This window comes from Janthinobacterium sp. 78, assembly GCF_003096775.1.
GTDB lineage: Bacteria > Pseudomonadota > Gammaproteobacteria > Burkholderiales > Burkholderiaceae_D > Janthinobacterium > Janthinobacterium tructae.
In genome coordinates this window covers 5,351,967-5,376,671 of record NZ_QENT01000001.1, presented here as the reverse complement: position 1 = coordinate 5,376,671, position 24,705 = coordinate 5,351,967, and the positions used below count along the sequence as shown (strand labels likewise).

Annotated in this window: 19 protein-coding genes; 5 read left to right on the top strand and 14 right to left on the bottom strand. The window is 64.8% G+C overall.

What is annotated here, in order from left to right:
- The first annotated feature begins 166 nt into the window (after positions 1 to 166).
- The 4 genes from C8C92_RS23670 to C8C92_RS23655 all read left to right on the top strand — a co-directional run bounded on the left by C8C92_RS23670 (position 167) and on the right by C8C92_RS23655 (position 5,272).
- A complete protein-coding gene (locus tag C8C92_RS23670) occupies positions 167 to 1,861 on the top strand; it encodes an MFS transporter (protein ID WP_207781040.1) in 1,695 nt (564 codons plus the stop codon).
- Complete coding sequence (locus tag C8C92_RS23665; RefSeq protein ID WP_165829530.1) at positions 1,848 to 3,029, top strand: HlyD family secretion protein; 1,182 nt, start codon at positions 1,848 to 1,850, stop codon at positions 3,027 to 3,029. The genes C8C92_RS23670 and C8C92_RS23665 overlap by 14 nt, the downstream gene beginning before the upstream one ends.
- A complete protein-coding gene (locus tag C8C92_RS23660; RefSeq protein ID WP_116745399.1) occupies positions 3,026 to 4,423 on the top strand; it encodes an efflux transporter outer membrane subunit in 1,398 nt (465 codons plus the stop codon). The genes C8C92_RS23665 and C8C92_RS23660 overlap by 4 nt, the downstream gene beginning before the upstream one ends.
- Before the next feature lie 108 nt (positions 4,424 to 4,531).
- A complete protein-coding gene (locus C8C92_RS23655) occupies positions 4,532 to 5,272 on the top strand; it encodes a tetratricopeptide repeat protein (RefSeq protein WP_165829529.1) in 741 nt (246 codons plus the stop codon).
- Between the two features lie 63 nt (positions 5,273 to 5,335).
- Here the strand turns inward: C8C92_RS23655 and C8C92_RS23650 are convergent, their stop codons facing one another.
- The 12 genes from C8C92_RS23650 to C8C92_RS23595 all read right to left on the bottom strand — a co-directional run bounded on the left by C8C92_RS23650 (position 5,336) and on the right by C8C92_RS23595 (position 21,958).
- Positions 5,336 to 6,313, bottom strand: coding sequence for a hypothetical protein (locus tag C8C92_RS23650; RefSeq protein ID WP_133250820.1), 978 nt, complete (start codon positions 6,311 to 6,313; stop codon positions 5,336 to 5,338).
- A gap of 131 nt (positions 6,314 to 6,444) precedes the next feature.
- On the bottom strand, positions 6,445 to 9,561 hold the full coding sequence (locus tag C8C92_RS23645) for an efflux RND transporter permease subunit (protein ID WP_116745397.1): 3,117 nt from the start codon (positions 9,559 to 9,561) through the stop codon (positions 6,445 to 6,447).
- A gap of 9 nt (positions 9,562 to 9,570) precedes the next feature.
- On the bottom strand, positions 9,571 to 10,728 hold the full coding sequence (locus C8C92_RS23640; RefSeq protein ID WP_116746105.1) for an efflux RND transporter periplasmic adaptor subunit: 1,158 nt from the start codon (positions 10,726 to 10,728) through the stop codon (positions 9,571 to 9,573).
- Positions 10,729 to 10,741: 13 nt separating this feature from the next.
- On the bottom strand, positions 10,742 to 12,163 hold the full coding sequence (locus C8C92_RS23635) for an efflux transporter outer membrane subunit (protein ID WP_243420339.1): 1,422 nt from the start codon (positions 12,161 to 12,163) through the stop codon (positions 10,742 to 10,744).
- Positions 12,160 to 12,888: a CerR family C-terminal domain-containing protein gene (locus C8C92_RS23630; protein ID WP_116745396.1), complete on the bottom strand. Its 729-nt coding sequence runs from the start codon at positions 12,886 to 12,888 to the stop codon at positions 12,160 to 12,162. The genes C8C92_RS23635 and C8C92_RS23630 overlap by 4 nt, the downstream gene beginning before the upstream one ends.
- Before the next feature lie 261 nt (positions 12,889 to 13,149).
- Positions 13,150 to 14,511: a response regulator gene (locus tag C8C92_RS23625; protein ID WP_116745395.1), complete on the bottom strand. Its 1,362-nt coding sequence runs from the start codon at positions 14,509 to 14,511 to the stop codon at positions 13,150 to 13,152.
- Positions 14,512 to 14,653: 142 nt separating this feature from the next.
- Positions 14,654 to 15,388, bottom strand: coding sequence for a 2OG-Fe dioxygenase family protein (locus C8C92_RS23620; protein ID WP_116745394.1), 735 nt, complete (start codon positions 15,386 to 15,388; stop codon positions 14,654 to 14,656).
- Positions 15,389 to 15,493: 105 nt separating this feature from the next.
- Entirely contained in the window at positions 15,494 to 17,530 is a 2,037-nt protein-coding gene (locus C8C92_RS23615) for a TonB-dependent receptor (protein WP_116745393.1), read from the bottom strand.
- Positions 17,531 to 17,552: 22 nt separating this feature from the next.
- Complete coding sequence (locus C8C92_RS23610; protein WP_099762351.1) at positions 17,553 to 18,041, bottom strand: DUF6702 family protein; 489 nt, start codon at positions 18,039 to 18,041, stop codon at positions 17,553 to 17,555.
- Positions 18,038 to 20,407, bottom strand: a complete 2,370-nt coding sequence (locus tag C8C92_RS23605; protein ID WP_116745392.1) for a M1 family metallopeptidase — start codon at positions 20,405 to 20,407, stop codon at positions 18,038 to 18,040. The genes C8C92_RS23610 and C8C92_RS23605 overlap by 4 nt, the downstream gene beginning before the upstream one ends.
- Positions 20,408 to 20,572: 165 nt before the next feature.
- Positions 20,573 to 21,034 carry a MarR family transcriptional regulator gene (locus C8C92_RS23600; protein ID WP_099762353.1) on the bottom strand — a complete coding sequence of 154 codons (462 nt, stop codon included), beginning with the start codon at positions 21,032 to 21,034 and terminating at the stop codon, positions 20,573 to 20,575.
- 57 nt (positions 21,035 to 21,091) lie between these two features.
- On the bottom strand, positions 21,092 to 21,958 hold the full coding sequence (locus C8C92_RS23595; RefSeq protein WP_116745391.1) for an aldo/keto reductase family oxidoreductase: 867 nt from the start codon (positions 21,956 to 21,958) through the stop codon (positions 21,092 to 21,094).
- Positions 21,959 to 22,077: 119 nt separating this feature from the next.
- Here C8C92_RS23595 and C8C92_RS23590 point away from each other — a divergent pair, with 119 nt between their 5' ends.
- Positions 22,078 to 23,016, top strand: coding sequence for a LysR family transcriptional regulator (locus tag C8C92_RS23590; protein ID WP_207781039.1), 939 nt, complete (start codon positions 22,078 to 22,080; stop codon positions 23,014 to 23,016).
- Here C8C92_RS23590 and C8C92_RS23585 read toward each other — a convergent pair.
- Positions 23,001 to 23,822: a TIM barrel protein gene (locus C8C92_RS23585; protein ID WP_099762356.1), complete on the bottom strand. Its 822-nt coding sequence runs from the start codon at positions 23,820 to 23,822 to the stop codon at positions 23,001 to 23,003. The two genes, C8C92_RS23590 and C8C92_RS23585, sit on opposite strands and share 16 nt — an antisense overlap.
- Positions 23,822 to 24,661: a phytanoyl-CoA dioxygenase family protein gene (locus tag C8C92_RS23580; protein ID WP_099762357.1), complete on the bottom strand. Its 840-nt coding sequence runs from the start codon at positions 24,659 to 24,661 to the stop codon at positions 23,822 to 23,824. Before C8C92_RS23580 ends, C8C92_RS23585 begins: the two co-directional genes overlap by 1 nt.
- Positions 24,662 to 24,705 lie beyond the last annotated feature (44 nt).

Below are 24,705 nucleotides of genomic sequence, written 5' to 3'. Positions count from 1 at the left end.
CGGTCCCGTTGCTTACCTTGTTTGCCTTGCCTGCGCAACGCCATGCAACAATGTAAACAATAAAAACGTCCTGCGGTGATATGCTGCTGACTAGAACTGTTCATTTGCAACTATTTCTATAACACCAGCAAAGAACGGCTTCAGCAAACCGGATCGCGATTACCGCATGGACAAGTACACACCTCGCACCTGGGGGCCGGGCGAACGCCCGACCTTGCCCGGGTCGCCATCGATGCCCGAACATTCGACGCCCAAGCGTGTCGCGTATTTCATCGTCGGCCTGATCGTCGCGCTGACGGGGGGACTGGGCAACGGCCTGGTGACGGCCAATCTGCTGAACCTGCAAGGTTCGCTGGCCGCCTATGCCTACCAGATGCAATGGCTGCCGGCCGCCTACGTGATGACCATCGTCTCCATGAATCTGCTGCTGGTGAAGTTCCGCCAGCAATTCGGCCTGCGCCTGTTTACGGAAGCGTTCCTGGTGCTGTATGCGCTCGTCACCTTCGCCCACTTGTATGCGAATACCTTGCCGTCGGCGATCGCCGTGCGCGCCGCGCATGGCATGGTGGGCGGCGCGCTGGGCGTGCTGGGGCTGTACTACACCTTGCAGGCGTTTCCCGCGCGCCACCGCCTCAAAGGCGTGGTGCTGGGCCTGGGCTTTGCCCAGTTGGCGCTGCCCCTGGCGCGCATCTTCACTTCCGAACTGCTGCAGATCGGCGAATGGCATGGCTTGTACCTGTTCGAACTGGGACTGGCGCTGCTGGCGCTGGGCTGCGTGCTGGCCCTGAAGCTGCCTCCGGGCGACCGCGTGCAGACGTTCGAGCCGCTCGACTTCCTCACCTTCATCCTGTTCGCGCCCGGCGTGGCCCTGCTGTGCGCCGTGCTGGCGCAGGGGCGCACGGCGTGGTGGATGGAGTCCGAGTGGGTGGGCGTGTGCCTGGCGTGTTCCATCGTGCTGATCGCCGCCTCGCTGGCCATCGAGCATAACCGCGCGCGCCCGCTGCTCAATACGCGCTGGCTCACCACGGGCAAGATCGCCAAGCTGTTTTTATCCGTGCTGCTGTTTCGCATCGTGCTGTCCGAGTCGACGGGAGCCGTCGGCTTCCTGCAGGCGCTGGGCTTGAACACGGACCAGATGCAGCACCTGTTCATCGTGGTCCTGCTGGGCAGCGTGGCAGGGTTGGTGGTCAGCGCGCTGACGATCAATCCGAAGACGCTGAACCGCTCGCTGATGTTCGCGCTGCTGCTGATCGCCGCCGGCGCCCTGATCGACGCGCACGCCACCAGCCAGACGCGCCCCGTCAATATGTATGTCAGCCAGTTCCTGCTGGCCTTTGGCGGCACGTATTTCCTCGGCCCCACCATGGTGGCCGGCATGGGCGCCGTAATCGCCGAACCGCGCAACCTGGTGAGTTTTTCCGTGATGTTTACCATGACGCAGAACCTGGGCGGCCTCCTTGGTTCGGCCATCGTCGGCACCATCCAGACGGCGCGCGAAAAATACCATTCCAGTTACCTGGTCGAGCACCTGACCATGCTCGACCCGCAGGTGGCCGCGCGCGTGCAGTCCGGTGCCGCAAGCTATGGCGGCGTGCTGATGGACCCCGCCCTGCGCAGCGCCCAGGGTGTGGCGCGCCTGGGCGCCATCGCCACGCGCGAAGCCAATGTGCTGGCCTACAACGACGTCTTTCTGATGATCGCCGGCGTCGCCCTCGCCACCTTGCTGTGGATGCTGGTCAGCCAGTCCTGGACCCGCATTACCACCGGCGCGCGCCGCCTGGCCGGCCCCGTGCGCGATGCGCAGACGGCCATGGCCATCGTCCCCATTACCAATTCGGAACCGAGCAATGACAGAAAATAACACTACACCACCAGCACCTCCCACTGCCCCCACACCCGCCGCCCCTTCCATGGCGCAGCCGGACCGGCGCCACCAGTGGCTGTCCGCGCTGGCCTTTGCCGCCGTGGCCCTGGTGGGCGTGCTGATCGTGCTGTACGCGTGGCGTTTGCCGCCGTTCACCAGTCCCATCGTGACGACGGAAAACGCCACCGTGCGCGGGCAGGTGACCATCATCGGCACGCAGCTGTCCGGCTATGTGGTGGAAGTGACGGTGCAGGATTTCATGGATGTGAAGGAAGGGCAGCTGCTGGTGCGCATCGATGACCGCATCTACCAGCAGCGCTACGAGCAGGCGCAGGCCCAGCTGGCGGCGCAGCAGGCGGCGCTGTCGAACTGGACGCAGCAAAAGGCCAGCGCGCAGGCGGGCATTTCCGTCAGCGAGGCCGTGATGGCGAATGCGGAAGCGCAGGCGCGCAAGGCCAGCGCCGATTTGAATCGCGTGGAGCAGCTGGTGGCTGACGGTTCGCTGTCGCAGCGCGAACACGACCAGTCGCGCGCCACGCAGGCGCAGATGGCAGCCGCGCTGGCGCAGGCGCGCGCCAATCTCGACATCGCCCAGCAAAGCGTGCATAGCGTGGTGGTCAACAAGCAGGCTTTGGAAGCGGCCGTGGCGAACGCGCAGGCGGCCGTCAAGGCGGCGAAGATCGACCTCGATAACACGCGCATCGTGGCGCCATCGGATGGACAATTGGGCCAGGTGACGGTGCGCCAGGGCGCGTACGTGAATTCGGGCGCGCAGCTGATGGCGCTGGTGCCGCGCCAGATGTGGGTCATCGCCAATTTCAAGGAAACGCAGATGAACGGCGTGCAGGAAGGGCAGAGCGCCACCTTCCACGTCGACGCGCTCGACGGTGCCGTGCTGACGGGCCAGGTGGAGCGCATTTCGCCGGCCACCGGTTCGGAATTTTCCGTGCTGCCGGCCGATAACGCGACGGGCAACTACCTCAAAATTGCCCAGCGCATTCCCGTGCGCATCCGCATCGATGCGGGGCAGGCGAATGCACGCCGGCTCGTGCCGGGCATGTCGGTGGTGGTCAGCGTCGACACGTCCGCCGTGCTGAACGACTCGGCGGAGAATCCCGCGCCTCCGCCTGCAGCGAAGAAGGCGGCCGCGAAAGCCAAGCCATGAAGCGCCGTTTATTGCTGATGGCTGGCGTGCTGGCGCTGGCCGGCTGCGCCGCCAACGCGCCACCGCAACCCGCATCGGCCCTGCAACTGCCGTCCGGCTGGCGCGCGCCAGCCGAGGGCGGCGCAGTGTCCGCGCATGGCACACAGGTGGAACAACTGTGGTGGCAAGCCTTCGGCGACCCCGTGCTAAGTGATCTGGTGGGCGAAGCGCTGGCGCGCAACGGCGACTTGCGCGTGGCGCGCGCCCGCGTACAGGAATACCGCGCCCGCCTGGCGCAGGCCGATGCGAACCGCGCGCCGAACCTGGCGTTCGATGGCTCGCCGACGCGCACGCGCACCCTGGCGTCGAGCGGCAAGCCGTATGTGACGAATATCTTCCAGGCCGAACTGCAGGCCAGCTATGAAATCGACGTGTGGGGCCGGCTGGGCAATCTGAGTGACGCGGCCGGCGAGAGTTACCGCGCCGAACAGGCCAGCCTCGATGCGGCGGCCCTGTCGATCGCCGCCAGCGTGGCGACGAGTTACCTGAATCTGCGCGGACTCGACGCGCAGCTGGCGCTGACGCAATCGACCCTGCAGCTGCGCGAACAGTCGCGCGAGCTGGCGCGCAAGCAGTTCGAGGTGGGCTACAGTTCGCGCCTGGAATGGCTGCAGGCGCAATCGGAATACCATGCAGCGGCCGAGCAGGTGCCGCAGCTGCAGCGGCAGATCTTTGAACAGGAAAACGCACTGGCGATCCTCGTCGGCGGCAATCCTGGTGCCATCGCGCGCGGCTTGCCGCTGGCCGAGCTGGCGGCGCCGGGCGTGCCTGCCGGCCTGCCGTCCGAACTGCTGCGCCGGCGGCCCGACATCGCGCGCGCGGAACACAATCTGGCGGCCGCCAACGCCAGCCTGGCCGCCACGCGCGACCAGCTGCTGCCCTCGTTCAAGCTGACGGCCATCGGCGGCGGGCAAGCGACGACCCTCACCGATTTCCTGCATGCGCCGACGGCCCTGTGGCGCCTGACGGCGCTGGCGGCCGGCCCCCTGTTCGACGGCGGGCGCGTGCAGGCGCAGACGGATGCGGCCGGCGCGCAGCGCGACCAGCTCGTGTACACGTATGAAAACGTGGTGCGCAATGCCTTCGCCGAAACGGAGAACAGCCTGGGCGCCATCTACCGGCTGCAGCAGCAAGCCGTGGAAAACGACGCGCGCCGCGCCACGGCGGCGGACACCTTGCGCATCGCGCACAACCGCTACCGCAATGGCTATGCATCCTACCTGGAAGAACTTGACGCCCAGCGTACCCTGTACAGCGCCGACGTGGGCTTGCTGCAGCTGAAGACGCGCATCCTCGTCGCCTCGGTGGACCTGTACCGGGCCATGGGCGGCGGCTGGTCGGCCAAGGTGCAATAGGCCAGCGTGCCTGGCGTGGCCGTTTGCCGCGGCCAGTGTAATATTCTGAGCAGGGAAAGCGGCGGCATGGTGCCAGCCGCTCCCATCACGAACGAACGAGGTCGCAGCATGACGATTTTTGGCATAGGCATCCACATTCTGATCGCGGTATTTTTTGCGATTCACGTGGTGCGCAACGGGCAGCAGCTGTACTGGCTGCTCATTTTATTCATGTTCCCGCTGCTGGGCAGCGTGGTGTATTTCTTCGCCATCTACCTGCCCAATTCGCGCCTGCCGCAAGGCGCGCGCAAGGTCGCTTCGGTGGCCGTGCAGGTGCTCGATCCGAATCGGGAATTGCGTGAGGCGAAGGCCGCCTTCGAGTACACGCCGACGGCGCAAAACCAGATGCGCCTGGCCAGCGCGCTGCTCGAAGCGGGCGATGCGCAGGAAGCGGCATCGACGTATGAAGCCTGCTTGCGGGGAGCGTTTTCATCGGACCTGGAAATTCGCCTGGGCGCGGCACGCGCCTACCTGGAATGCGCGCGTGGCGCCGAGGCCTTGACGCACCTGGAATTCATTCGCCGCACGGATATGCATTTCCGTCCCGAGATGGTGTCGCTGCTGACGGCGCGCGCGCTGGCGCAAAGCGGGCGCCAGGTGGAGGCGAAGGCGGAATTCGACGACGCGCTGACGCGCTACAACAGCTTCGACTGCCGCGCCGAGTGTGCGATCTGGGCGCTGCAGCAGGGCGACAAGGTGTTGTCGGAACGCCTGCTGCTCGACATCGACAGCGCCATGGCCCGCTGGAGCAGCCATACGCGGGCTATGTATGCGCCGCTGCTGGCGCGCCTGGAAGCGGCGCGCAAGTAGCTCGCTTGCGTGGGGTCAGACCCGGCGGGTCTGACCCCGGTGCTGGCCCCGGGGCTGATCTCATTACACGCCAGGCACCGTATTTTTGCCCTCAACCAGTTTATATCCCTTGCCATCGAAGCCATAACGCGCATGGCCATTCAAGGGCGTGGCGATGCGCGGCGGGTCCTGGTCCGGTTTGACCGTAACGCCTGGCTTGATCTTTTCTGATGCACCCGTGAAATCGATCAGCAAGTCGTCGTAGGCGCCGCCATTGCGCGCCGGGGCGAAGCGCCACTTGCCGTCGACCATCCAGCACTCGTCCATGTCCGGCGTGCAGGCGCCCATATTGTCCGAGTACAGGTCCATGCCGCCATCGAGCGAGGTCACTTTGCCGTCGCCGATTTCAAACAGGGCCAGTTGCGTGATGGTGTAACCCTGGCCCGTATAGCCGTGGCGGATTGCCAGCCCAGGCTTGTTCGCACCCAGCATGATCCAGTGGACTTCGCCGAGTTGTCCCGACGAACCCAGGGCGGCGATGTTTTCCAGCCGTTTCACGACTTGCCACTGGCCGTCTTCCGGCTGACCCTTGGGTGCCAGGAAAAACACGTTCAACAGCCCCGGCGAGGCGTGCGCCGATTCTGCCGTGCCTTCCGTGTTGGCCGTTTCCGCATTTGCCACCAGGATGGCGCGGCCATCGGGCAGCAGCCTGTGGCTGACGGCACTGACGACATAACTGAGTTTGTCGACGTGGTTGTCCGGATCGGGCAGGTCGGCCAGCGCATCGTCGCTGTCGCCGCGGTAGTCCTTGCCAAAGACGGCACGCATCATGCCCGCCTCGCGCTTGCGCGCCTGCGGCGTGTTCATCTCTTCCGTCTTGGGCGCGGTGGCGGCCGGTGGCGGCACGTGTTCGGCCGATGCGGCATCGTCAGCGGCAGCGGCGGCGGGGACATCGGCTACCACGTCAGCTGCCAGGTCGGCGCTGGCGGGAGTGGTCTTGTCCGAACAGGCGCCGAGCAGTGCGGATACCATTAGCAGGACGAGCGGAGTGCGGTAATTCATAGGCAGGGCAGATTGCGTTCATGGAGAATGGGCGCAGTATGCCAGATAGATGGAAGCGAGGGAGCGCGGCCTGGCGGCCGGTCCCTCGCTTCCTTGCCCGCAGGGGGCGATTTTGCAAACAATGGCGGTGCTTATTTTTCCAGCGCCGCCCTGTCATCGCGCCGCAGCGGGGCCTTCTGGCGGCGCAGTTTTGCCATGCCGCGCTTGAGCAGGTGCTCGAGGTCGTCGATATAGGTGAAGACGGCCGGCACCACCAGCAGGCTCAATAAAGTCGAGGTGATCAGGCCGCCGATGACGGTAATCGCCATCGGCGAACGGAAGCTCGGATCGGCACCCCAGCCCAGCGCCAGCGGCATCATGCCGGCGCCCATGGCAATCGTCGTCATCAGGATGGGCCGGCTGCGCTTGTGGCAGGCGTCGACCAGTGCATCGAAGCGGTTCATGCCGGCCTGGCGCGCCAGGATCGCATAGTCGACCAGCAGGATCGAGTTTTTCGTGACGATCCCCATCAGCATGATCAGGCCTATCATCGACGGCATCGACAGGGCGCTGCCCGTGATCAGCAGCGCCACGAAGGCGCCGCCGATCGACAGCGGTAGCGCCGCCAGGATCGTCACCGGCTGCATGAAGTCCTTGAACAGCAGCACCAGCACGCAGTAGATGCACAGCACGCCGATCAGCATGGCCAGGCCGAAGCTGGCAAACAGCGAAGCCATTTCCTGCGCGTCGCCCAGTTCGGCGATCTTCACGGAAGGCGGCAAATTTTTCATCGACGGCAGTGCGCGCGCTTCTTCATTCAATTCGCCGAGGGTGCGCGAACCGAGTTCCACGTCGAGCGTCACGTTGCGGCTGCGGTTCAAACGGTCGATCTGTGCCGGGCCGCTTTCCATCGTCACGCTGGCCACGTTCGCCAGGCGCACGGGACCATTCTTGCCGGGTACGCTCAGGCGCTCGATGGCGGCCAGGTCGGCGCGCACGCTGTTGGGCAGCTTGACGCGGATCGGCACTTGCCGCTCGGGCAGGTTCATTTTCGTCAGGTCCGTATCGTAGTCGCCGGCCGTGGCCACGCGCACCGTCTCGCCGATGGCTGCCGCCGTCACACCCAGGTCAGCCGCCTTGGCAAAATCGGGACGCACGATGATTTCCGGGCGTACCAGCGAGGCGCTGGAATTGACGTTGCCGATGCCTTTCAGGCCGCGCAGCTCGCGCTCGACCTTTTGCGCCGCCGCCATCAATGCCACCGGGTCTTCCGAACGCAGCACCAGCTGCATCTTGACGCCCGTGTCGGGCGGCCCCACCGTGAAGCGGGCGCCGGGGATCGTATCGAGCTTGTGGCGCAACTGCGTTTCCAGGCCCGCCATCGATTCCTTGCGTTCGGTGCGGTGCACGGTGGTCAGGGTCAGCACGGCGCGGCGCGCCTCTGCCGCCGCGCCGGGGGCGAAGGCGTCGCCGCTGGAGCCGCCGCCAATCGAACTGAAGACGCCCTTGATGCCAGGCGTCTGCATGGCCGCGTCGCGCGCCATGGCTGCCACGGCCTGCGTTTCGGCCAGGGTGGAACCGGGCGGCAGTTCCAGGTTGATCTGCGTCTGTGCGCGGTCGGCGGCCGGCACGAAGCCCGTCGGCAGCAGCGGTACCAGCAGGATGGCGCCGACAAAGAACAGGGCCGCAGCGATGGCCGTGACGCCGCGGTGGTTCAGGCACCAGCGCATCACGTGCAGGTAGCGCGTCATCAGCCAGCCATCCTGTTCTTCCTTGTGCGGCAGCGGTTTCAGGATGTAGGCGGCCATCATCGGCGTGAGCAGGCGCGCCACCACCAGGGAAGCCAGCACGGCCAGCACGGCTGTCCAGCCGAACTGCTTGAAGAACAGGCCGGGAATGCCGCTCATGAAGGCCGTCGGCAGGAATACGGCCACCAGCGCGAAGGTAGTGGCGATCACCGCCATGCCGATTTCGTCGGCCGCTTCCATGGCCGCTTGCATGGGCGACTTGCCCATGCGCAGATGGCGCTCGATGTTCTCGATTTCCACGATGGCGTCGTCGACCAGCACGCCGACGACCAGCGCCAGCGACAGCAGGGTGACGGTATTGAGCGTGTAGCCGAACCAGTAGATGCCGAGGAAAGCCGGCATCACCGACAGGGGCAGGGCGGCCGCGGCCACCAGCGTGGCGCGCCAGTCGCGCAGGAACCACCACACCACCAGCACGGCCAGCAGCGCGCCTTCGTACAGCAGCTCCATCGAGCCTTCGAAGTTTTCCTCGACGGGGAAGGCATTGTCGATCGACTGCTGCAGCACCACGTTGGGGTTTTCCTTCTGCAGGTCGGCGATGGCGTCGCGCGCGCCCTTGGCGACGGCCACTTCGCTGGCGCCCTTGGTGCGGAACACCTCGAACGCGACGACCGTCTTGCCATCCTGCTCGGCCAGCGCGCGCGGTTCGGCGACCGTGTCGCGCACGGTGGCCACCTGGTCCAGGCGCACATGGCGTCCATCCGGCAGTGGCACTTCCACGCGCGACAGTTCATCGGCCGTCTTGACGGTGGCGATGGTGCGCACCGACTGCTCGGCGCCGCTGATGTCGCCCCGGCCGCCAGGCGCTTCGCGCTGCACCAGACGCAGCTGGCGCGAGACGTCGAGGGCCGACACTTTCAATGCGGCCATGCGCGCCTCGTCGAGTTCCACCTGGATCTCGCGGTAGACGCCGCCCACGCGGGTAACGGCGCCCACACCGGGCACTGTCAAGAGGCGCTTGGCCACCGTGTTGTCGACGAACCAGGACAGGTCGGGTGAGTCGAGCGGATTATCGACACCGGGTTTCGCCGTGGCGATAAAGGTCAGCACCACGCGTCCGGCGGTGGACGCCTTGGTGACGGTGGGGTCGCGCAGCTCGGCCGGCATGTCCGCCTTCACGCGAGCGACGGCGTCGCGCACATCGTTGACGGCTTCGGCGATCTGCTTTTCCAGGATGAATTCAACGGTCACCGTGACGACGCCATCGAGCACCTTGGTGTAGATGTTTTTCACGCCTTGCAGGGTGGCGACGGAGTCTTCGATCTTGCGCGCCACTTCCGTTTCCAGCTGGGCCGGCGCGGCGCCGGGCAGCACCGCGCTGACGGTGACGATAGGCAGTTCGATGTCAGGGAAATCCTGCACCGGATTGGCCTTGTAGGCCAGCAGACCGGCCAGGGTCAGCAGCGCGAACAGCATGATGGCCGGGATCGGGTTCTTGATCGAGAGGGAGGAAAAGTTCATGGCCTCTCCTTATTTTTTCGCCGCTGCCGGCTTGGCTGCTGCCGGTGCCTGTACATTCCGTACCAGGTCGCCGTCATTGAGGAAGCCGGCGCCGCTGACGACAATCGTCGTGTCGGCCGTGATGCCGCTTACAATCTCGATGCGGTCGCTCAGGCGCCGTCCGGCCTGCACCTTGATCTGGCTGACGCGCTGGTCGGCATTGAGGCGGAAGACATAGCTGAAGCCATCGCGCACGGCAATGGCCTGCTGCGGCACCGTCAGGGCGCCCGAGGTGCCCAGTTCAAATTCGCCGCTGGCGTACATGCCGGCCTTGAACGGCGCATTGTTGCCAGTGCTGGCCGGCAGGTCCACGTACACGAGGGCGGAACGCGTCTGCGGATCGACGGTAGGGGCGATCATGCGCACCTTGCCCGTCAAAACGCTGCCATTGGCTGCCTTGACTTGCGCCAAGGTGCCCGGTTTCAGGTTCAGCAGCTCGGTGGCCGTCACTTCGGCGCGCCATTCGAGGCGGCCCTGGCGGATCATGCGGAACAGCTCCGTGCCGGCACCGACGACGGAACCGACGGTGGCCGAGCGCGAAGAGATGATGCCGCTGTCCGGCGCCACCACCTGCGTGTATTTCAGGCGCAGCTGCTGCGACGCCAGTTGCGCCTTGGCAGAGGCAATGCGCGCGTTGGCCGTCTGTTCGGCCGTCAGGTACTGGCTGATCTGCTGCGCGCTGATGGCGCCCGTGCTTTGCAGCGAGCGGGCGCGCTGGGCGTTGGCGGCGGCTTCCGCCGCATTCGCTTCCGCTTCCATCACGGCAGCCTTCGCCTGCGCCACGTCGGCGTTGACCGTGTCGTTCGAGAACACGGCCAGCACCTGGCCGGCGCGCACCACGTCGCCAACATTCACGCGTACGTCGGTGAGGCGCAAGCCGTTCGATTCGCTGCCGATGACGGCTTCCTGCCAGGCGGCCACGTTGCCGTTGGCCTTCAGCTTGATGGGCAGGCTGGCCGTCTGCGGCCTGGCCGTGGTGACGGTCAGCGCAGGCTTTGGTGCCGCGTTCTTGTCCTTGGCATCGTCGGCCGCCGTGGAGGAAGGGGAGTACAGGGCCACGCCGGCGCCCAGCACCACGCAAAGGGCGGCCAGCGCGAGCGCCATCGGTTTCAAGGTCATTTTTTTCATGTTGTCGTATCCGTCAGGGGGCATTGTTGGCGATGGCGTTGGCGCTGCTGCTGTTCCAGCCGCCACCGGCGGCGCGGTACAGCGCTACCCAGGAGGCACTGCGTTCGCGCTCCAGGTTGACCACCGTGTTTTCGGCGGCCAGGCGCGTGCGGCGCGCGTCTTCCAATTCGATCAGGCTGGCCAGGCCATTCTTGTAACGGTCTTCGGTGGCGACGAACGACACGCGGTAGCCTTCCAGCGCCGTTTTCGCGTGGCCGCTGCGCTCGTCCGTGCTGGCCAGGTTGACCAAGGCTTCTTCCACTTCGCGCACGGCCTGGCGCACGCTGGCGCGGTACTTCACCACCGCTTCGTCGTAGCGCGCCGTGGCGGCATCGACCTGGGCGCGGCGGGTGCCGCCGTCGAAGATGGGCAGGCTGACGGCCAGCGGACCGATGCTCCAGGTGCTGGCCGTGATGCTGGTGCCGCCAGCGCGGATATTGCCTTTGCCGATGGAGCCGGCCAGGCTCAGACGCGGATAGCGCTGCGCCTGGGCGCCGCGCACTTCGAAGCTGGCGGCCGCCACTTCGCGTTCGGCGCTGTAGATGTCGGGACGCTGCCCCAGGGTTTGCGCCGGCAGTTGCGCAATCGCCACGGGCGAGGGCGCAACAAAGGGGCTGGCTGCCAGCTTCTGGCGCAGCGTCTCTTCCGGCAGGGCCGACAGGGCCACCAGCGCCTTGATGTTCACATCGCAGGCGGCGCGCTGTTCGATGGCGCGGCTGGCGCCTTCGGCGGCGCTGGCGCGGGCCAGGGCGGCGTTGGCGGGCGGCTGGAAGCCGGCGCCGGCGCTCAGTTCCGTCAGGCGTGCCGAGTCGCGGCGCGAGACGGCATCCTGTTCGGCCACTGCCTGCAGTTGCTGGCAGGTGCGCAAGGCGTAGTACTGGTTCGCCACTTCGGCGGCGACCGAGACGCGGGCCTCATGCCAGAGCGCGCGGGCGCTGTCGTAGCGCTCCTGCGCCGCATCGCGCGTGGCACGGTTGGCGCCAAACACATCGATTTCCCACGACGCTTGCAAGGCCGCCTGCGAGGTGGTGCCGCCGGGCTGGGCCGATTGCTGGCTGGTGCGCACCACGCTGCCCGTCGCATCGAGCCTGGGCGCCAGCGCCGCGCCGCTGGCGATGCTGTCCGCGCGCGCCTGCACGATGCGCGTGCCGGCGGCGGCGACGGTGGGGCTGACCTGCTGCGCATCGGTGATCAATTCCACCAGCAGGCGATCACCCTGGCCCTGCCACCAACTGGCCAGGTCGGTCACCTTGCCGTTGTGCGGCAGCGGCGCCTGCCATTGCGCGGGTGCGCTGGCGGCCACGGCTGCGGGCGGACCCTGCAGGGCGCAGCCGCCCAGCGCCAGCACGATGCTGGCGGTCAGGGCGCGTTGAACGGTGCATCGAATAGTCGTCATGCTGGTCCTTCTGCTTGTCGTTGAGCGGTGGGGGGAGAGGGAGGCGTGGCCAGGCGCCGGCGCTCCACGTCGGCCATGGCCAGCGCGTAGTCGGTCATGCGCGCCAGCCAGGTATCGATGGCGTGCGGCGATTCCAGCAATTGCGGACGCAAGGTTTGCAGCACTTCGGTGCCCACCATGTGCTGCAGGGCCAGCGAAGCGATGGAAAACGCCAGGCGGTGCATGTCGTCGCTGTTGTCGGGCGCGCCCAGGTGGCGTGCCAGCACGCGCGTCAGTGCCTCGTGCTCGGGGCGGATGTTCTGGTCGATCTCGCGTGCCCACAGACCCGTCGGTTCGAGCATTTCGCGGCACCACAGGCGCATGCAGTCGCGCGCGATCTCGCCCTGCTGCATGGGCGCGAGCAATTGCGCATAAAAGCCTTCCAGGCTTTGGCGCAGGGTGAAATGGGGCTGCTCGTACAGGGCGATATTGTCTTGCGGGTCCGACGATTGCTGCGCGAAGGCGGCGCGGTACAGGCCCGCCTTGTCGCCAAAATAGTAGCTGATGGCGGCTGCGTTGGTGCCGGCCGCCTGCGCCAGTTCGCGCGTGGAGGTCTTGGCGTAGCCTTGTTCGGCAAACAGGCGGATGGCGCTATGCAGCAGCCGCTCGCGCGACTGTTCTCCATCGGAACGGGGCTTGCGTCCGTCGTCGGCGTGGGGAGTGGGGATGGCGTTTTTTTCAATCATGCCGGAGATTTAATCACATATCTCAAACGATTGATATAACTAAATCGTTTGATTTAGTTAAGGAAAGATGAAGATGCGTGGAAAACGCAGGCAAAAAAAAGCCCGCGTACTAGCGCGGGCTGAATCCAATGTTCAGGGAACGAATTGGAGGAGACAGTTCCACTATAGCGCTGAAAATGGTGCGGTGCAATACCGTAGAACTACTGTATCAATCTACTTCAGATGGCAAAAAATCCAGATTTATGCTGCGGCGCACCCGAATCAGGGCTTGCTGCGCAGGGCCAGCGTAAACGTGCTGCCCGAGCCGTAGTCGCTATTGAAGAACAGGGCCCCGCCGATGGCGTTGGCCAGGTTCTGGCACAGGTACAGGCCCAGTCCCGCGCCTTCCACGTGGCGCGTGGAGGTGGAATCGAGCTGCGAGAAGGCCTGGAACAGCTTGGCCTGGTCTTCTTCCTTGATGCCGGCGCCGCTGTCGGCGATGCTCATTTCCGTCACCAGTCCGCCGTCTTCTTCGCGCTGGGACAGGCTGATGCGCACCGTGCCCTGTTCCGTGAACTTGATGGCGTTGTTGAGCAGGTTGATGAGGATTTGCGTCAGCGCGCGGCGGTCCGTGTCGATGATGGCGGGCGGCTGGCCCGCTTCGCCCAGTGCCATTTCCAGCGCCAGGCCCTTTTGCTGGGCCAGGGGGCGCAAGGTGTCGGCCACTTCGGCCATCAGCTCCTGGCAGTGCACGGGCTCGATCGACAGGGTCAGCTTGCCCGCTTCGATCTTGGCCACGTCGAGGATGTCGTTGATCAAGGAGAGCAGATGGCGCGCGCTGGCGCGGATGGTATTGAGTTGCTTGTCCTGGTCGGACGTCAGGGGGCCGGGCAGTTTCATCAGCAGTGCGCCGGTAAACCCGATGATGGCGTTCAGCGGCGTGCGCAGTTCATGCGACATATTCGCGATGAAGGCGGACTTCATGCGGCTCGCCTCGGCCAGCTCCAGGTTTTTCAGGGCGATTTCGCGGTTGATGGTTTCCAGTTCGGCCGCATGGTGCGCTAGGCGCATGTTCAATTCAATCACCTGGCGTTCACGCGCCTGCAGTTCGCCGTTGACCTGCACTGCCTGTTCATAGGTGGAGATCAGCAAATCGAGGATTTGCTGGCGCTCCGCATTGATGAAGTGCTTCTGGTCGCCCAGGTACAGGGCGATGCCGATTTCCACATTCTGGTTCTTGCGCAGCTTCTGGTTCATCAGCATGTGGCTGATGCGGTTGAGCAGGTAGTCTTCCGCGTAGGGCTTGCGGATGAAATTGTCGGCGCCGCATTCGATGCCGCGGATGATGTCCTTCGGGTCGTTGAGCGAGGTGACGAGGATCACGGGAATGTCGCGCAGGGTCGGATCGGACTTGATGGCGCGGCAAAGGTCGTAGCCATTCATTTCAGGCATGACGATATCGGACAGCACCAGGTGCGGCTTGCGCTCGCGGATGGCGGCCAGGGCCAGCTGGCCATTCGACGCCACGCGCGCGTTGTAGTGCAGCGACTGGATCAGGCGGCGCAATCGCTCCGCCTGGGTCGGGCTGTCCTCGACGATCAGGATCTCGATTTCGTCAGGCTTGATTTGGTTGTTGGAGTCCACAGACCTCTCCTAGAATTTCAGTGTGGTGATGCTGGGCGCGGTGAGCGCGCAATATCGACATCGTACGACTATATCGGATTTAGGTCTGCAAAAGTAACTTCCAGGTAACTATTTTGGCCACAGGGAATGCTGTGGCCGCCTGTCAGTTTTCGCCCTGGAACTGGCCTGCGCGATACGTCAGCACCAGCGTATCGCGGTGGCCATGCTCGCCGATGGGCTGGATCGGCGTCGATTCGTGGATCACCGCCGCGTCGTCGAGCAGCAGCAGCGACCATGGCTCGGTCAGGGTAAAACGCTTGCCGTTGGGACCATGGGCTTCGAAGATGCGCGTCTCGCCGCCCTTCACCTGTTCGCGCCCGATCAACAGGACGGCGACGAAATCAACGCCGTCGCGGTGCGCGCCTTCCGGCGTGGGGCGGCCAATGCCATCGGTCGTATCGATGCGGAACTGGTGCGCCTCGATGAACCACGGCTGGCTGCCCTTGACCTGCGAGCAGGCGTCACCCAGCGCGCGGATCAGCTGTTGCCAGGCTGGCTGCGCGACGATGGCCGGCTCGACCGGCTCGAACAGGCGGTGCATGCCGCCATGCAAGGCGTTGTATTCCACCGGTTGCCAGTGCGGGCGGTGCGCCGTCTGCGTCAGGCGCGCGCCATCCTGCACGAAGCACGAGTGGCGCCGGCGGCGATAGCGGCCGCCATCCTTCAGGTAGTTGTCCAGCGCCAGAGCGTTCCAGCTCGGTTCGAGCGCGCGCAGCGCAGCCAGCGGGCAGCCGGCCAGCGCGGCCACGTCCTGCGGGCGCAGGACGGCATAGCCGTCATCGCGCAAGGCGTCCTTGACGTGGGACGGGTCGGTAAAGATCGGTGCGGAAGTGCTCATGGCGGTGCGGGCCGGAAGGCGCCCTGTCTCAGTTTATCCAGCCTGGCATTCTACGACTTCGTGGCGACTCGTGTGTTACGTCCGCCAGGAATTATGCTTGCCGAGTTAAAAATTCTTTACCAGGGTCAGGCGCAGCGAGCGCGATTCCACGGGATGGAAGTGGATATCGTCGACCGGCTGCGCCTCGCCGGGCAGGCGCGAGGCATAGTAGTAATCGATGGCCGAGTCGCGCCGGTTGGCCAGGTTGTAGCCTTCGAGCTCCACGCGCAAGGTCTTGTCGATCTGGTAGGCGAGGCGCCCGTTCAAGCCCACGCTGGCCGCGGAGCGCACGCTGTTGTCTTCCGTCAGGGGGCGCGGGCCGAAGTAGCGCAGGCGCAAAGAGCCTGACCATGGCCCGCGCGGCGTCAGCGTCATGGCCAGCTGGGCCACGCCCTCGATGGCGCCGGGAATGAAGTCGCCGGCCGGATCGCTGCCGCGCGAGCGCGCCCGCGCATATGCCAGGTCCAGGTCCAGCGACAGCCAGCTGGCCGCCTTGTAGTAGCTGGAAAACTCGATGCCGTAGCGGCGGCTGGGGCGGCCCGCCTCGGTGGCGCCGGCGTCGCCGATGAACAGCAGCTCGGAATCGAAGTCCAGGCGGTACAGCGACAGCGAGGTTTGCAGGCCGGCGATGGCCGCGCTGCGCAAACCGACTTCCAGGGCGCGCGAGCGCACCAGGGGCGTGACCTTGTCGGCCGCCTCGCCCGTCTTCGGGTCGAGCGTGATCGTCGTGCCGCGCGCGTCGTTGCTGTGAAAACCATTGCCAATGTTGAGATACGCTTCCGTCTCGCGCCATGGGCCGGCGATCACGCTCAGGCTGGGGCTGAACAAATGGTCGCTGGCCTGGCCCGAATTGGCGGCGCGGTCGCTGCGCACGTCGAAGCGGTAGGCGTCCGCGCGCAGGCCGGCCACTGTGCGCAGCGACCGCGACCAGCGCGTGCTGTTTTCGCCATACACGCCGATACTGGTTTCGACGATATGGTCTTGCCGCGTGGTCGACACGATCTGGCGCTGGCGCGTGTGGTACAGGCCATTGTGGATATTGTCGTTCTGTAGCTGCACGCCGATGGTGGTGTCGCTGCTGCCCCTGTCCGTGTGGCGGTGCCAGGTGTGGCTGGCATCGAGGCCGGCCGTCACGCGCCGGTCGGGCTGGGCGAACTGGTCGCCGTTGACCGGATCTTCCATCGCATACGTGAAATTCGAGAACAGGGCCAGGCGGTTGGCGATCACATACGCGCTGACCCTGGACGATATGTCGTCCGTCGTCTGGCGCCAGGCGCCCGACAGGCTGTAGCGCTGCGCCTTGCCGCCGTCGCTGGCATCGATGGCGTCGAAGCGGCCCAAGGTACCGTCCTGCACGGCGCGCAGCGGAATCTGGTCGGTGGCATGCCAGCTGGCGTCGTACGCCATGGCCGTGACGTTGAAGCCATTGTTGGCATAGCCTTGACTGTAGCGCAGCACGCCATTGAGTTTGCGGTAGCGGTCCGGCTGCGTGAACGGGCCATCGTTATGCTGCGCTTCGAGCGCGTACAGCAGGCTGCCGTCGCCCGCATCAAACGAATCGGCCAGCAGGGCGCGGCGAAAGCCGTTTTGTCCGATCCCCGCGCTGGCGATGCCCTGCGTCAGGCGGTTCGCATAGATGATGGAGGCCGCTCCCGCCGAGGAAAAATCTCCTTGCGCCGCCGCATACGGGCCCTTTTTGTAATCGAGGCGCATGGCCAGTTCGGGGATCAGGAAGTTCAGGTCCGTCCAGCCCTGGCCGTGGCCATGGCTGCGCTGGTTGACGGGCATCTCGTCGACGCTGGTGCGCAAGTCCGTGCCGTGATCGAGGTTGAAGCCGCGCAGGTAGAACTGGTTGGCCTTGCCCTCGCCGCTATGCTGGCTGACGATCAGCCCCGGCACGGCTTCGAGCAATTCGCCGGGCCGGTAGCTGGTGCGCGCGTCGAGCTGTTGTTGCGTGACGCTGCCCGCGTTGGCCGAATCGGCCACGCCCAGCTGGTTCAGGCGCGAACCGTCGACCAGCACGCGCTGGAAGATGTCGTCGGCGTGGGTGGCGGTGGCGGAAAACAGGGCGGCGAGGAGCAGGGGAAGAGAGCGTGGCGTCATGGGTGTATGGGGGAAGCGGGGATTAGCGGATCGGCAGTTCCGTGTTCTGGTGGTCGAATATCAGCGTCTGGATGGTGCCGCTGTCCTGCACGTTGAGGGTATTGCGCTGGCTGGGCAGGAAGTCGGTCAGCAACTGGTTATGGATGCGCGTGGCCGGCGCCAGGCGCGTGTGCTCGATCTCCTGGAAGATCACCACGTTGTCGGCATTGACCTTCATGCCGACCCAGTTCAGGCGCAATCGCTTGCCGTCCGGCGCCACGAGATAAAACTGTTTTTCCACATAGCGGCGCAGGGCCGCTTCGCTGTCTTCCTGGCCCAGGTCGAAGCGGCGCTGGTACAGATTTGTCAGCAGCGCCTCGACGTCATGGCCCGTGTAGGTGTGCACCACTTCCGTGCTGCCGCTGGCCGCGTTGTAGCTGATGTCGGCGATCCCCATGTGGAAATTGTGGGCGCCGGCGGCCATGCTGGCGCAGGCCAGCATGGCGGCAACCAGTGCGCGCCAGCGCGTCACGCCTCGTCGCCCTTGGCCGAGCCGCTGCCTTTCAATGGTGTATGAAAGTCGCGCATCAGGTTATCCTTGGGCGATTTTTCGCTCTTGAACAGTTCCAGGCGCGATGGCGTGATCTTTCTCGGCCAGGCATTGTTGCTGGTGTCGATGTCGGCCGTTTCCCAGTACGGGTCCTGCACCAGGCCCACCATCGGTTCATCGGTGATGACGACCTTGGTGATTTTTTTCGGCGAGTAGCGCCACACTTCGGCCGGCACGCGCTCGACGTATTTTTTGCCGCTTTTCAGTTCGATTTCCAGGATCAGGGGCATGACCATGCCGCCCAGGTTCGACAGGTCGACCAGGTACAAGTGCTTGCCCTGTTTCAGCAAGTCCTTTTCCCACGGTTCCAGAGCGGCCAGCGCTTCGGCGTAGGCGTTGCGGTCCTTGTTGGTCACCGTGAAGTCGTCGTGCTGGTTGTAGAAATCCTTCAGTTCCGGATGCGCATCGACGCGGCGCGGCATGCCCTTGTTGGCGCGGCTCGTGACCGATTCCGGCTGGGCGTCCTTCTGCGCCTTTTTCCAGGCTTTTTCCGTTTCCGGATTTTTGGAACTCACGCCGTATTCGCTGATGCCGTCGATGCTGATGTCGACCGGATCGGTGGTATAAAACCAGCCGCGCCAGAACCAGTCCAGGTCCGTGCCGGAGGCGTCTTCCATGGTGCGGAAAAAATCGGCCGGCGTGGGGCGCTTGAATTTCCAGCGCTGCGCATATTCCTTGAACGCGTAGTCGAACAGTTCGCGTCCGAGGATGGTTTCGCGCAGGATGTTCAGGCCCGCCGCCGGCTTGGCGTAGGCGTTGTTACCGAACTGCAGCAAGGATTCTGAATTGGTCATGATGGGTACCTGGTCGCGGCTACGCATGTAGTCGACGATTTCACGCGGTTCGCCGCGTGAGGCCGGGTAGTTCTCTTCCCACGCCTGCTGCGCCAGGTACTGCACGAAGGTGTTGAGGCCTTCGTCCATCCAGGTCCATTGGCGCTCGTCCGAGTTGATGATCATCGGATAGTAGTTGTGGCCCACTTCGTGGATGATGACGCCGATCAGGCCATATTTTGTGCGCTTCGAATAGGTCAGCTCGCCCGTCTTTTTGTCTTTCACCGGACGGGGACCGTTGAACGAGATCATCGGATACTCCATGCCGCCCACGGGGCCGTTGACGGAAATGGCCGTCGGGTACGGGTAGTCGATGCTGTACTTGTTGTACTGTTCGATCGTGTGCACGATGGCTTGCGTGCTGTATTTTTCCCACAGCGGATTGCCCTCTTTCGGATAGTAGGACATGGCCATCACATCGCTGCCGCCCTTCTTGTAGCCTTGCGCATCCCAGATGAACTTGCGGCTCGATGCCCAGGCGAAGTCGCGCACGTTGGCCGCCTTGAAGTGCCACGTCTTTTGCGCGCGGCTCAGCGTTTTCTCGGCCGCTTCCGCCTCTTTTTGCGTGACGATGACGACGGGCTTGTCGCTGCCGCGGGCCTGTTCCAAACGCTCGCGCTGCGCGGAAGACAGCACGTCCTGCGGGTTTTGCAGTTCGCCCGTGGCGGCGACGATATGGTCGGCAGGCACCGTCAGCTGCACGTCGTAGTCGCCAAATTCCAGCGTGAATTCTCCCGAGCCGAGGAACTGCTTGTGCTGCCAGCCAGCCGCGTCGTAATAGGCCGCCATGCGCGGGAACCACTGCGCCACTTCGAACAGGGCGTTCTTGTCGTCGAAGACTTCATAGCCGGCGCGCCCGCCCAGCACCTTCTGTTCATTGATGCGGTAATCCCAGTCGATCTGGAAGACAAAGTCCTGGCCCGGTTTCAAGGGCTGTGGCAGGTCGATGCGCATCATGGTGCGGTTGATAACGTACTTCAGCGGCTGGCCGTCCGCGCCTTTCAATGCACGGATATGGAAGCCGCCCTGGAAGTCGCCGCGCGCGAGGATGCCGCGCAAGCCTTCGAACTTCATCGTCTCGTCGCCCGCCGTTTTGGCCCACGCCTGGCGCGACGGTGCCGTGGCCATGCGGCGCGCGTCGGAATCGGGCTTGTAGATATTCTGGTCCAGCTGCAGCCACAGGTAGCCGAGCGTGTCGGGCGACTGGTTATGGTAGGTGATGCTGCCGCTGCCGGCGATCTCGCGCTTGGCTTCATCGAGGGTGGCGCGGATGGTGTAGTCGGCGCGCTGCTGCCAGTAAGCGTGGCCCGGCGCGCCGGAGGCGGTGCGGTAGGTATTCGGGGTGGGCAGCACTTCTTCGAGCTGGCGGAACTTGTCGTCGAATGGTTCGGCGGCGAAAGCCGACACGGTAAAGCACAGAGCCAACGAGGCTACGGAGCCGAAAGGTATGCGCATGGTCACCCTGATGTTGTTGTAAGGAAATAGTGGCAACTATTCTATACGCAGGGTGGGGCCATCCTTGTATCGATTTGTAATAAAGAAAGGCAGATTTTGCGCCAGCTTTTGCCTGGCGCTGCCAGGGCGATGCTTTACCTTATTTTGCTCGGAAAAGCAGCGTTTTTACTCACTTTTCATCAGGCTGTCGCGCAACTGGTTCAGTTGTTGTTTCATGTCCACAACCTGCTCCACGCTGCAGTGGCTGGCCGTCAGGATGGCTTCGGGCAGCAGGGCCGCTTCATGGCGCAACTGGTCGCCCTGTGCGGTCAGGGAAATGATGACCTGGCGCTCGTCGCTGGCGGCGCGCGTGCGCGTCAACAGGCCCGACTGCTCCATGCGTTTGAGCAAGGGTGTCAGAGTGGCCGAATCGAGGAACAGGCGCTCGCCCACTTCCGACACCGTCAAGCCGTCGCGCTCCCACAGCACCATCATCACCAGGTATTGCGAATAGGTGAGGCCGAGTTTACGCAGCAGCTTGCGGTACAGCTTGTTCATGGCGAGTGAGGTCGAGTACAGCGCAAAGCACAGCTGGCTGTCCAGGCGCGGCACCTGGTGCAGCGGGTTGGGGGAAGTGGTGGTATCCATGGGCACAGTATATATAGTGCACTACTTAGTTGCAAGCGACCTCACCGCCTGGCGCTGCTACATGGTGTTCAAAGCTGCCAGTGCCTGCGCGTCGAGCCTGAGCGCGCCCGCCGCGACGTTCTCGCGCAGATGCGCCACCGACGAGGTGCCGGGAATGACCAGCATATTCGGCGCGCGCTGCAGCAGCCAGGCCAGCGCCACCTGCATCGGCGTCGCTTGCATGGCGGCCGCCACCTGGTTCAGGGTATCGGACTGCAGCGGCGAAAAGCCGCCCAGGGGGAAGAAGGGCACATAGGCGATGCCTTGCGCGGCCAAGGTGTCGATCAGCGCATCGTCCGCGCGGTGCGCCAGGTTGTAGTGGTTCTGCACGCAGGCGATGGGGCTGAGCCGCTGTGCCTCGGCCACCTGGCCGGCATCGACATTGGACAGGCCGATATGGCGCACCAGGCCTTCGCGCTGCAACTGCACCAATGCGGACAGCGGCTCGGCAAGCGACGAGCCGTCCGGGCCGGCCATGCCCGGTGCGCGCAGGTTGACCACGTCGAGCACGTCCAGGCCCAGGTTGCGCAGGTTGTCGTGCACGGCGGCGCGCAATTGTTGTGGCGATGCGGCCGGCAGCCAGGACTGGTCGGCGCCGCGCACGAAGCCGATCTTGGTGACGATGCTCAAGCCGTCGCGGTAGGGATGCAGCGCTTCGCGGATGATCTGGTTGGTGACGTGCGGACCGTAAAAATCCGACGTGTCGATATGGTTGACGCCCAGTTCGATGGCCTCGCGCAGCACGGCGACGGCGGCGGCGCGGTCCTTCGGCGGCCCCCAGACGTGCGGGCCGGCCAGTTGCATGGCGCCGTAGCCGAGGCGGTTGAATGCGATGTCGCAGCGGGCGGGCGTGAATTGGTCGCTGGCGGGGGAATATGCGTGCATGGTAGCTCCTGTGTGGTGGTCGATTAGGGAGCAGCCATCGTAAGGCCGATTGCGCTGTATGATAATCGGGTCAATCCGGCACAGGCTGTACTCATTTACGCACAATAAAAGCTTTCCTCATGCATGCAGACATCCCTTCCATGGCCGACTTGTCCGCCTTTGCCCTGGTGGCCCGGCACCAGGGTTTTCGCCAGGCCGCGCGCGCCAGCGGACAATCCGCGTCCGCCTTGAGCGAGGCGCTGCGGCGGCTGGAGCAGCAACTGGGCATCCGCCTGCTGGAACGCACGACGCGCAGCGTCACGCCAACGGCAGCCGGTGCGCTGCTGCTGACGCGCTTGCGCCCGGCGCTCGATGAAGTGAGTAGTGCGCTCGATGTGCTGAACGACTTGCGCGACAGCCCGCGCGGCACCTTGCGCCTGAACGTGCCGGTCAACGCGGCGCGCTTCTTCCTGCAGCCCATGGTCGACCAGTTCCTGCGCGCCTATCCACAGATCAGGGTCGAGCTGGTGGTCGATAATAATTTTGTCGATGTCGTCGCCAGCGGCTGCGACGCGGGCATCCGTTATGGCGAAAGGCTGGAGCAGGACATGATCGCCATCCCGATCGGGCCGCGCACGCAGCGCTTCGCGGTGGCGGGCGCGCCGTCCTATCTGGCGCAGCGCGGCGTACCCGTGCATCCGCGCGACCTGTTGCAGCACGCCTGCCTGCTGGGAAAATTCCTCAGTGGCGCGATTCCGCCGTGGGAGTTCGAGCGCGACGGGCAAAAAGTGAGCGTCGAGCCGGACGGCCCCATGATCGTCACGCCGACGGCGGCCGATTTCGCGGTCAGCATGGCCATTGCCGGCCATGGCCTCGTCTATCTGTTTGAAGAATGGCTGCAGCCGCATATCGATGCAGGCCAGCTGCAGCCCGTGCTGGAAGACTGGGCGATGCCCTTTCCTGGTCCGTTTTTATACTATGCGGGCCGGCGCCACCTGCCCGCGCCGCTGCGCGTCTTCATCGATTTCGTGCAGGCCAATTTTGCGCAGCTTCCGCCGCTTGCTCAATCCGCCGGATAGCGCTGGCGTAAAAGCTGCAGCATGGCGACGTTCTGTTCCCATGCGTCGCTCACCGGCTGTTGCGTCCAGGGCAGCGTTTGCGTGTACGGCGCGGGGCCGAATTCCGGCGTGAACGTCATGCGCTCGGCGCCGGCCGCGCGGCGCAGGGTGACGATGGCATCCCACCACGCCAGGTGGGCGTCGAGCGCCGCCTTCGCTTCCGGCGCGCGGAAGTCGGCCACCTGCGGCCCCTGCGCGTGGCCCACGCGCGCATGCACATGGCGCACCAGCGGCAGCACTTGCGCCAGGGTCTGCGGCTGGTCTTCCAGCAAGGACTCGCAGGCGCAGCACCAGTGCGACAGGTCGGCCGTCAAGGGCAAATCCGGGTACTGCTGCAGATACGGCAGCAGCAGCATCGGGTGGCCGGAAAAACGGCTGCGGTGAATTTCATGCACGATGGGCACGCCGTGCCTGGCCGAGATGGCGGCGGCCAGGTCGAGCAACTGCGCGTTTTGCGCCTGGCTGTAGTAATCCTTGCCCGTGTGCGTGTTGACCAGCACGGGGCGCGCCAGGCAGGCATTCTCCAGCAGCTCGGCCAGGGCGGCGCGGTGCAGATCGAAGTCGCTGTGGAACACGGTTTCCCACTGCGCTGCGATCAGTTGCAGTCCCGCCTTGGCGATGCGGTCCGTCCATTCCTCGCGCAGGGCCGCGTCCAGCGGCAGCGACATCTCGATGCCGTCAAAGCCGGCTGCCAGAACCTTGTCGATGAAGACCTCGGGCGCCAGGTCGTTATTGCCCCAGTGGGCGGCGAAGACGTCGATGCGCATCAGACGAAGCCCCGCACGGGGAACGCCGCGTCGCGCTGGATCCAGTTGTGCGCCGCGTATTGCGTCTGGCCATCGGTGGCGTGCAAGGTGTAGGCGTGGCGCGAGACGGGCGAGCGGTTCGGCGCGCTGTAATGGGGCAGCAAGCCGTGGAAGCAGACGAGCGCGCCCGCCTTCACTTCGAGTGGCACGGCCGTGCTGTCGTCGGGCCAGGGCATGGCGTCGAGCTTTTCCACGCGCACGGCGTCGCCGTTGCGGATGAAGCGTTCGCGCAGGGGGCCGCGGTGGCCGCCCGGTTCGGCCCACAGGCAGCCGTTGTCCAGGGTCGCGTCTTCCAGCGCGAACCAGAACGTGGTCACGCTGATCGGCGTGGTTTCGAAGTAGGTGGCGTCCTGGTGCCAGCGCACTTCGCCGCCGATGCCGGGCTGTTTAAATATGTACATCGATTGCCAGACCTGAGCGTCCGCCAGGCCCAGGTCGCGCGCCACCTCGGCCAGTTTCGGGTCGGCCGAAAAAGCGCGGAAGACGGGGTCCAGGTCATGCATGGCATGGCCGATCTTGTTGATCGACAGGGATTTCGCCTGCTTTAATTGACCGTCCGCGCCGAACGCCTCTTCCTCGAAGAAGCAGCGGATCGTGTTGTCGGAGGCGAGAAAATAATCGTTGGTGTTCTTCGCCTGGTCGCGCGTGGTGAAGATGGACTGGCTGACGCTGGGATCGAATTCGTTGACAATCTGCTCGGCGCGCGCGCGCAAGGCGGCGATGTCGTCCGCTCCCTTGAAATCGGGCAGGATGAGGTAGCCGTCGCGTTGGTATTGTTCTTGTTGTGAGATTGTCAGCATGGCGGCGGCTCCGGAAGGTCTATGGAAAGCGCCATTGTAGGATG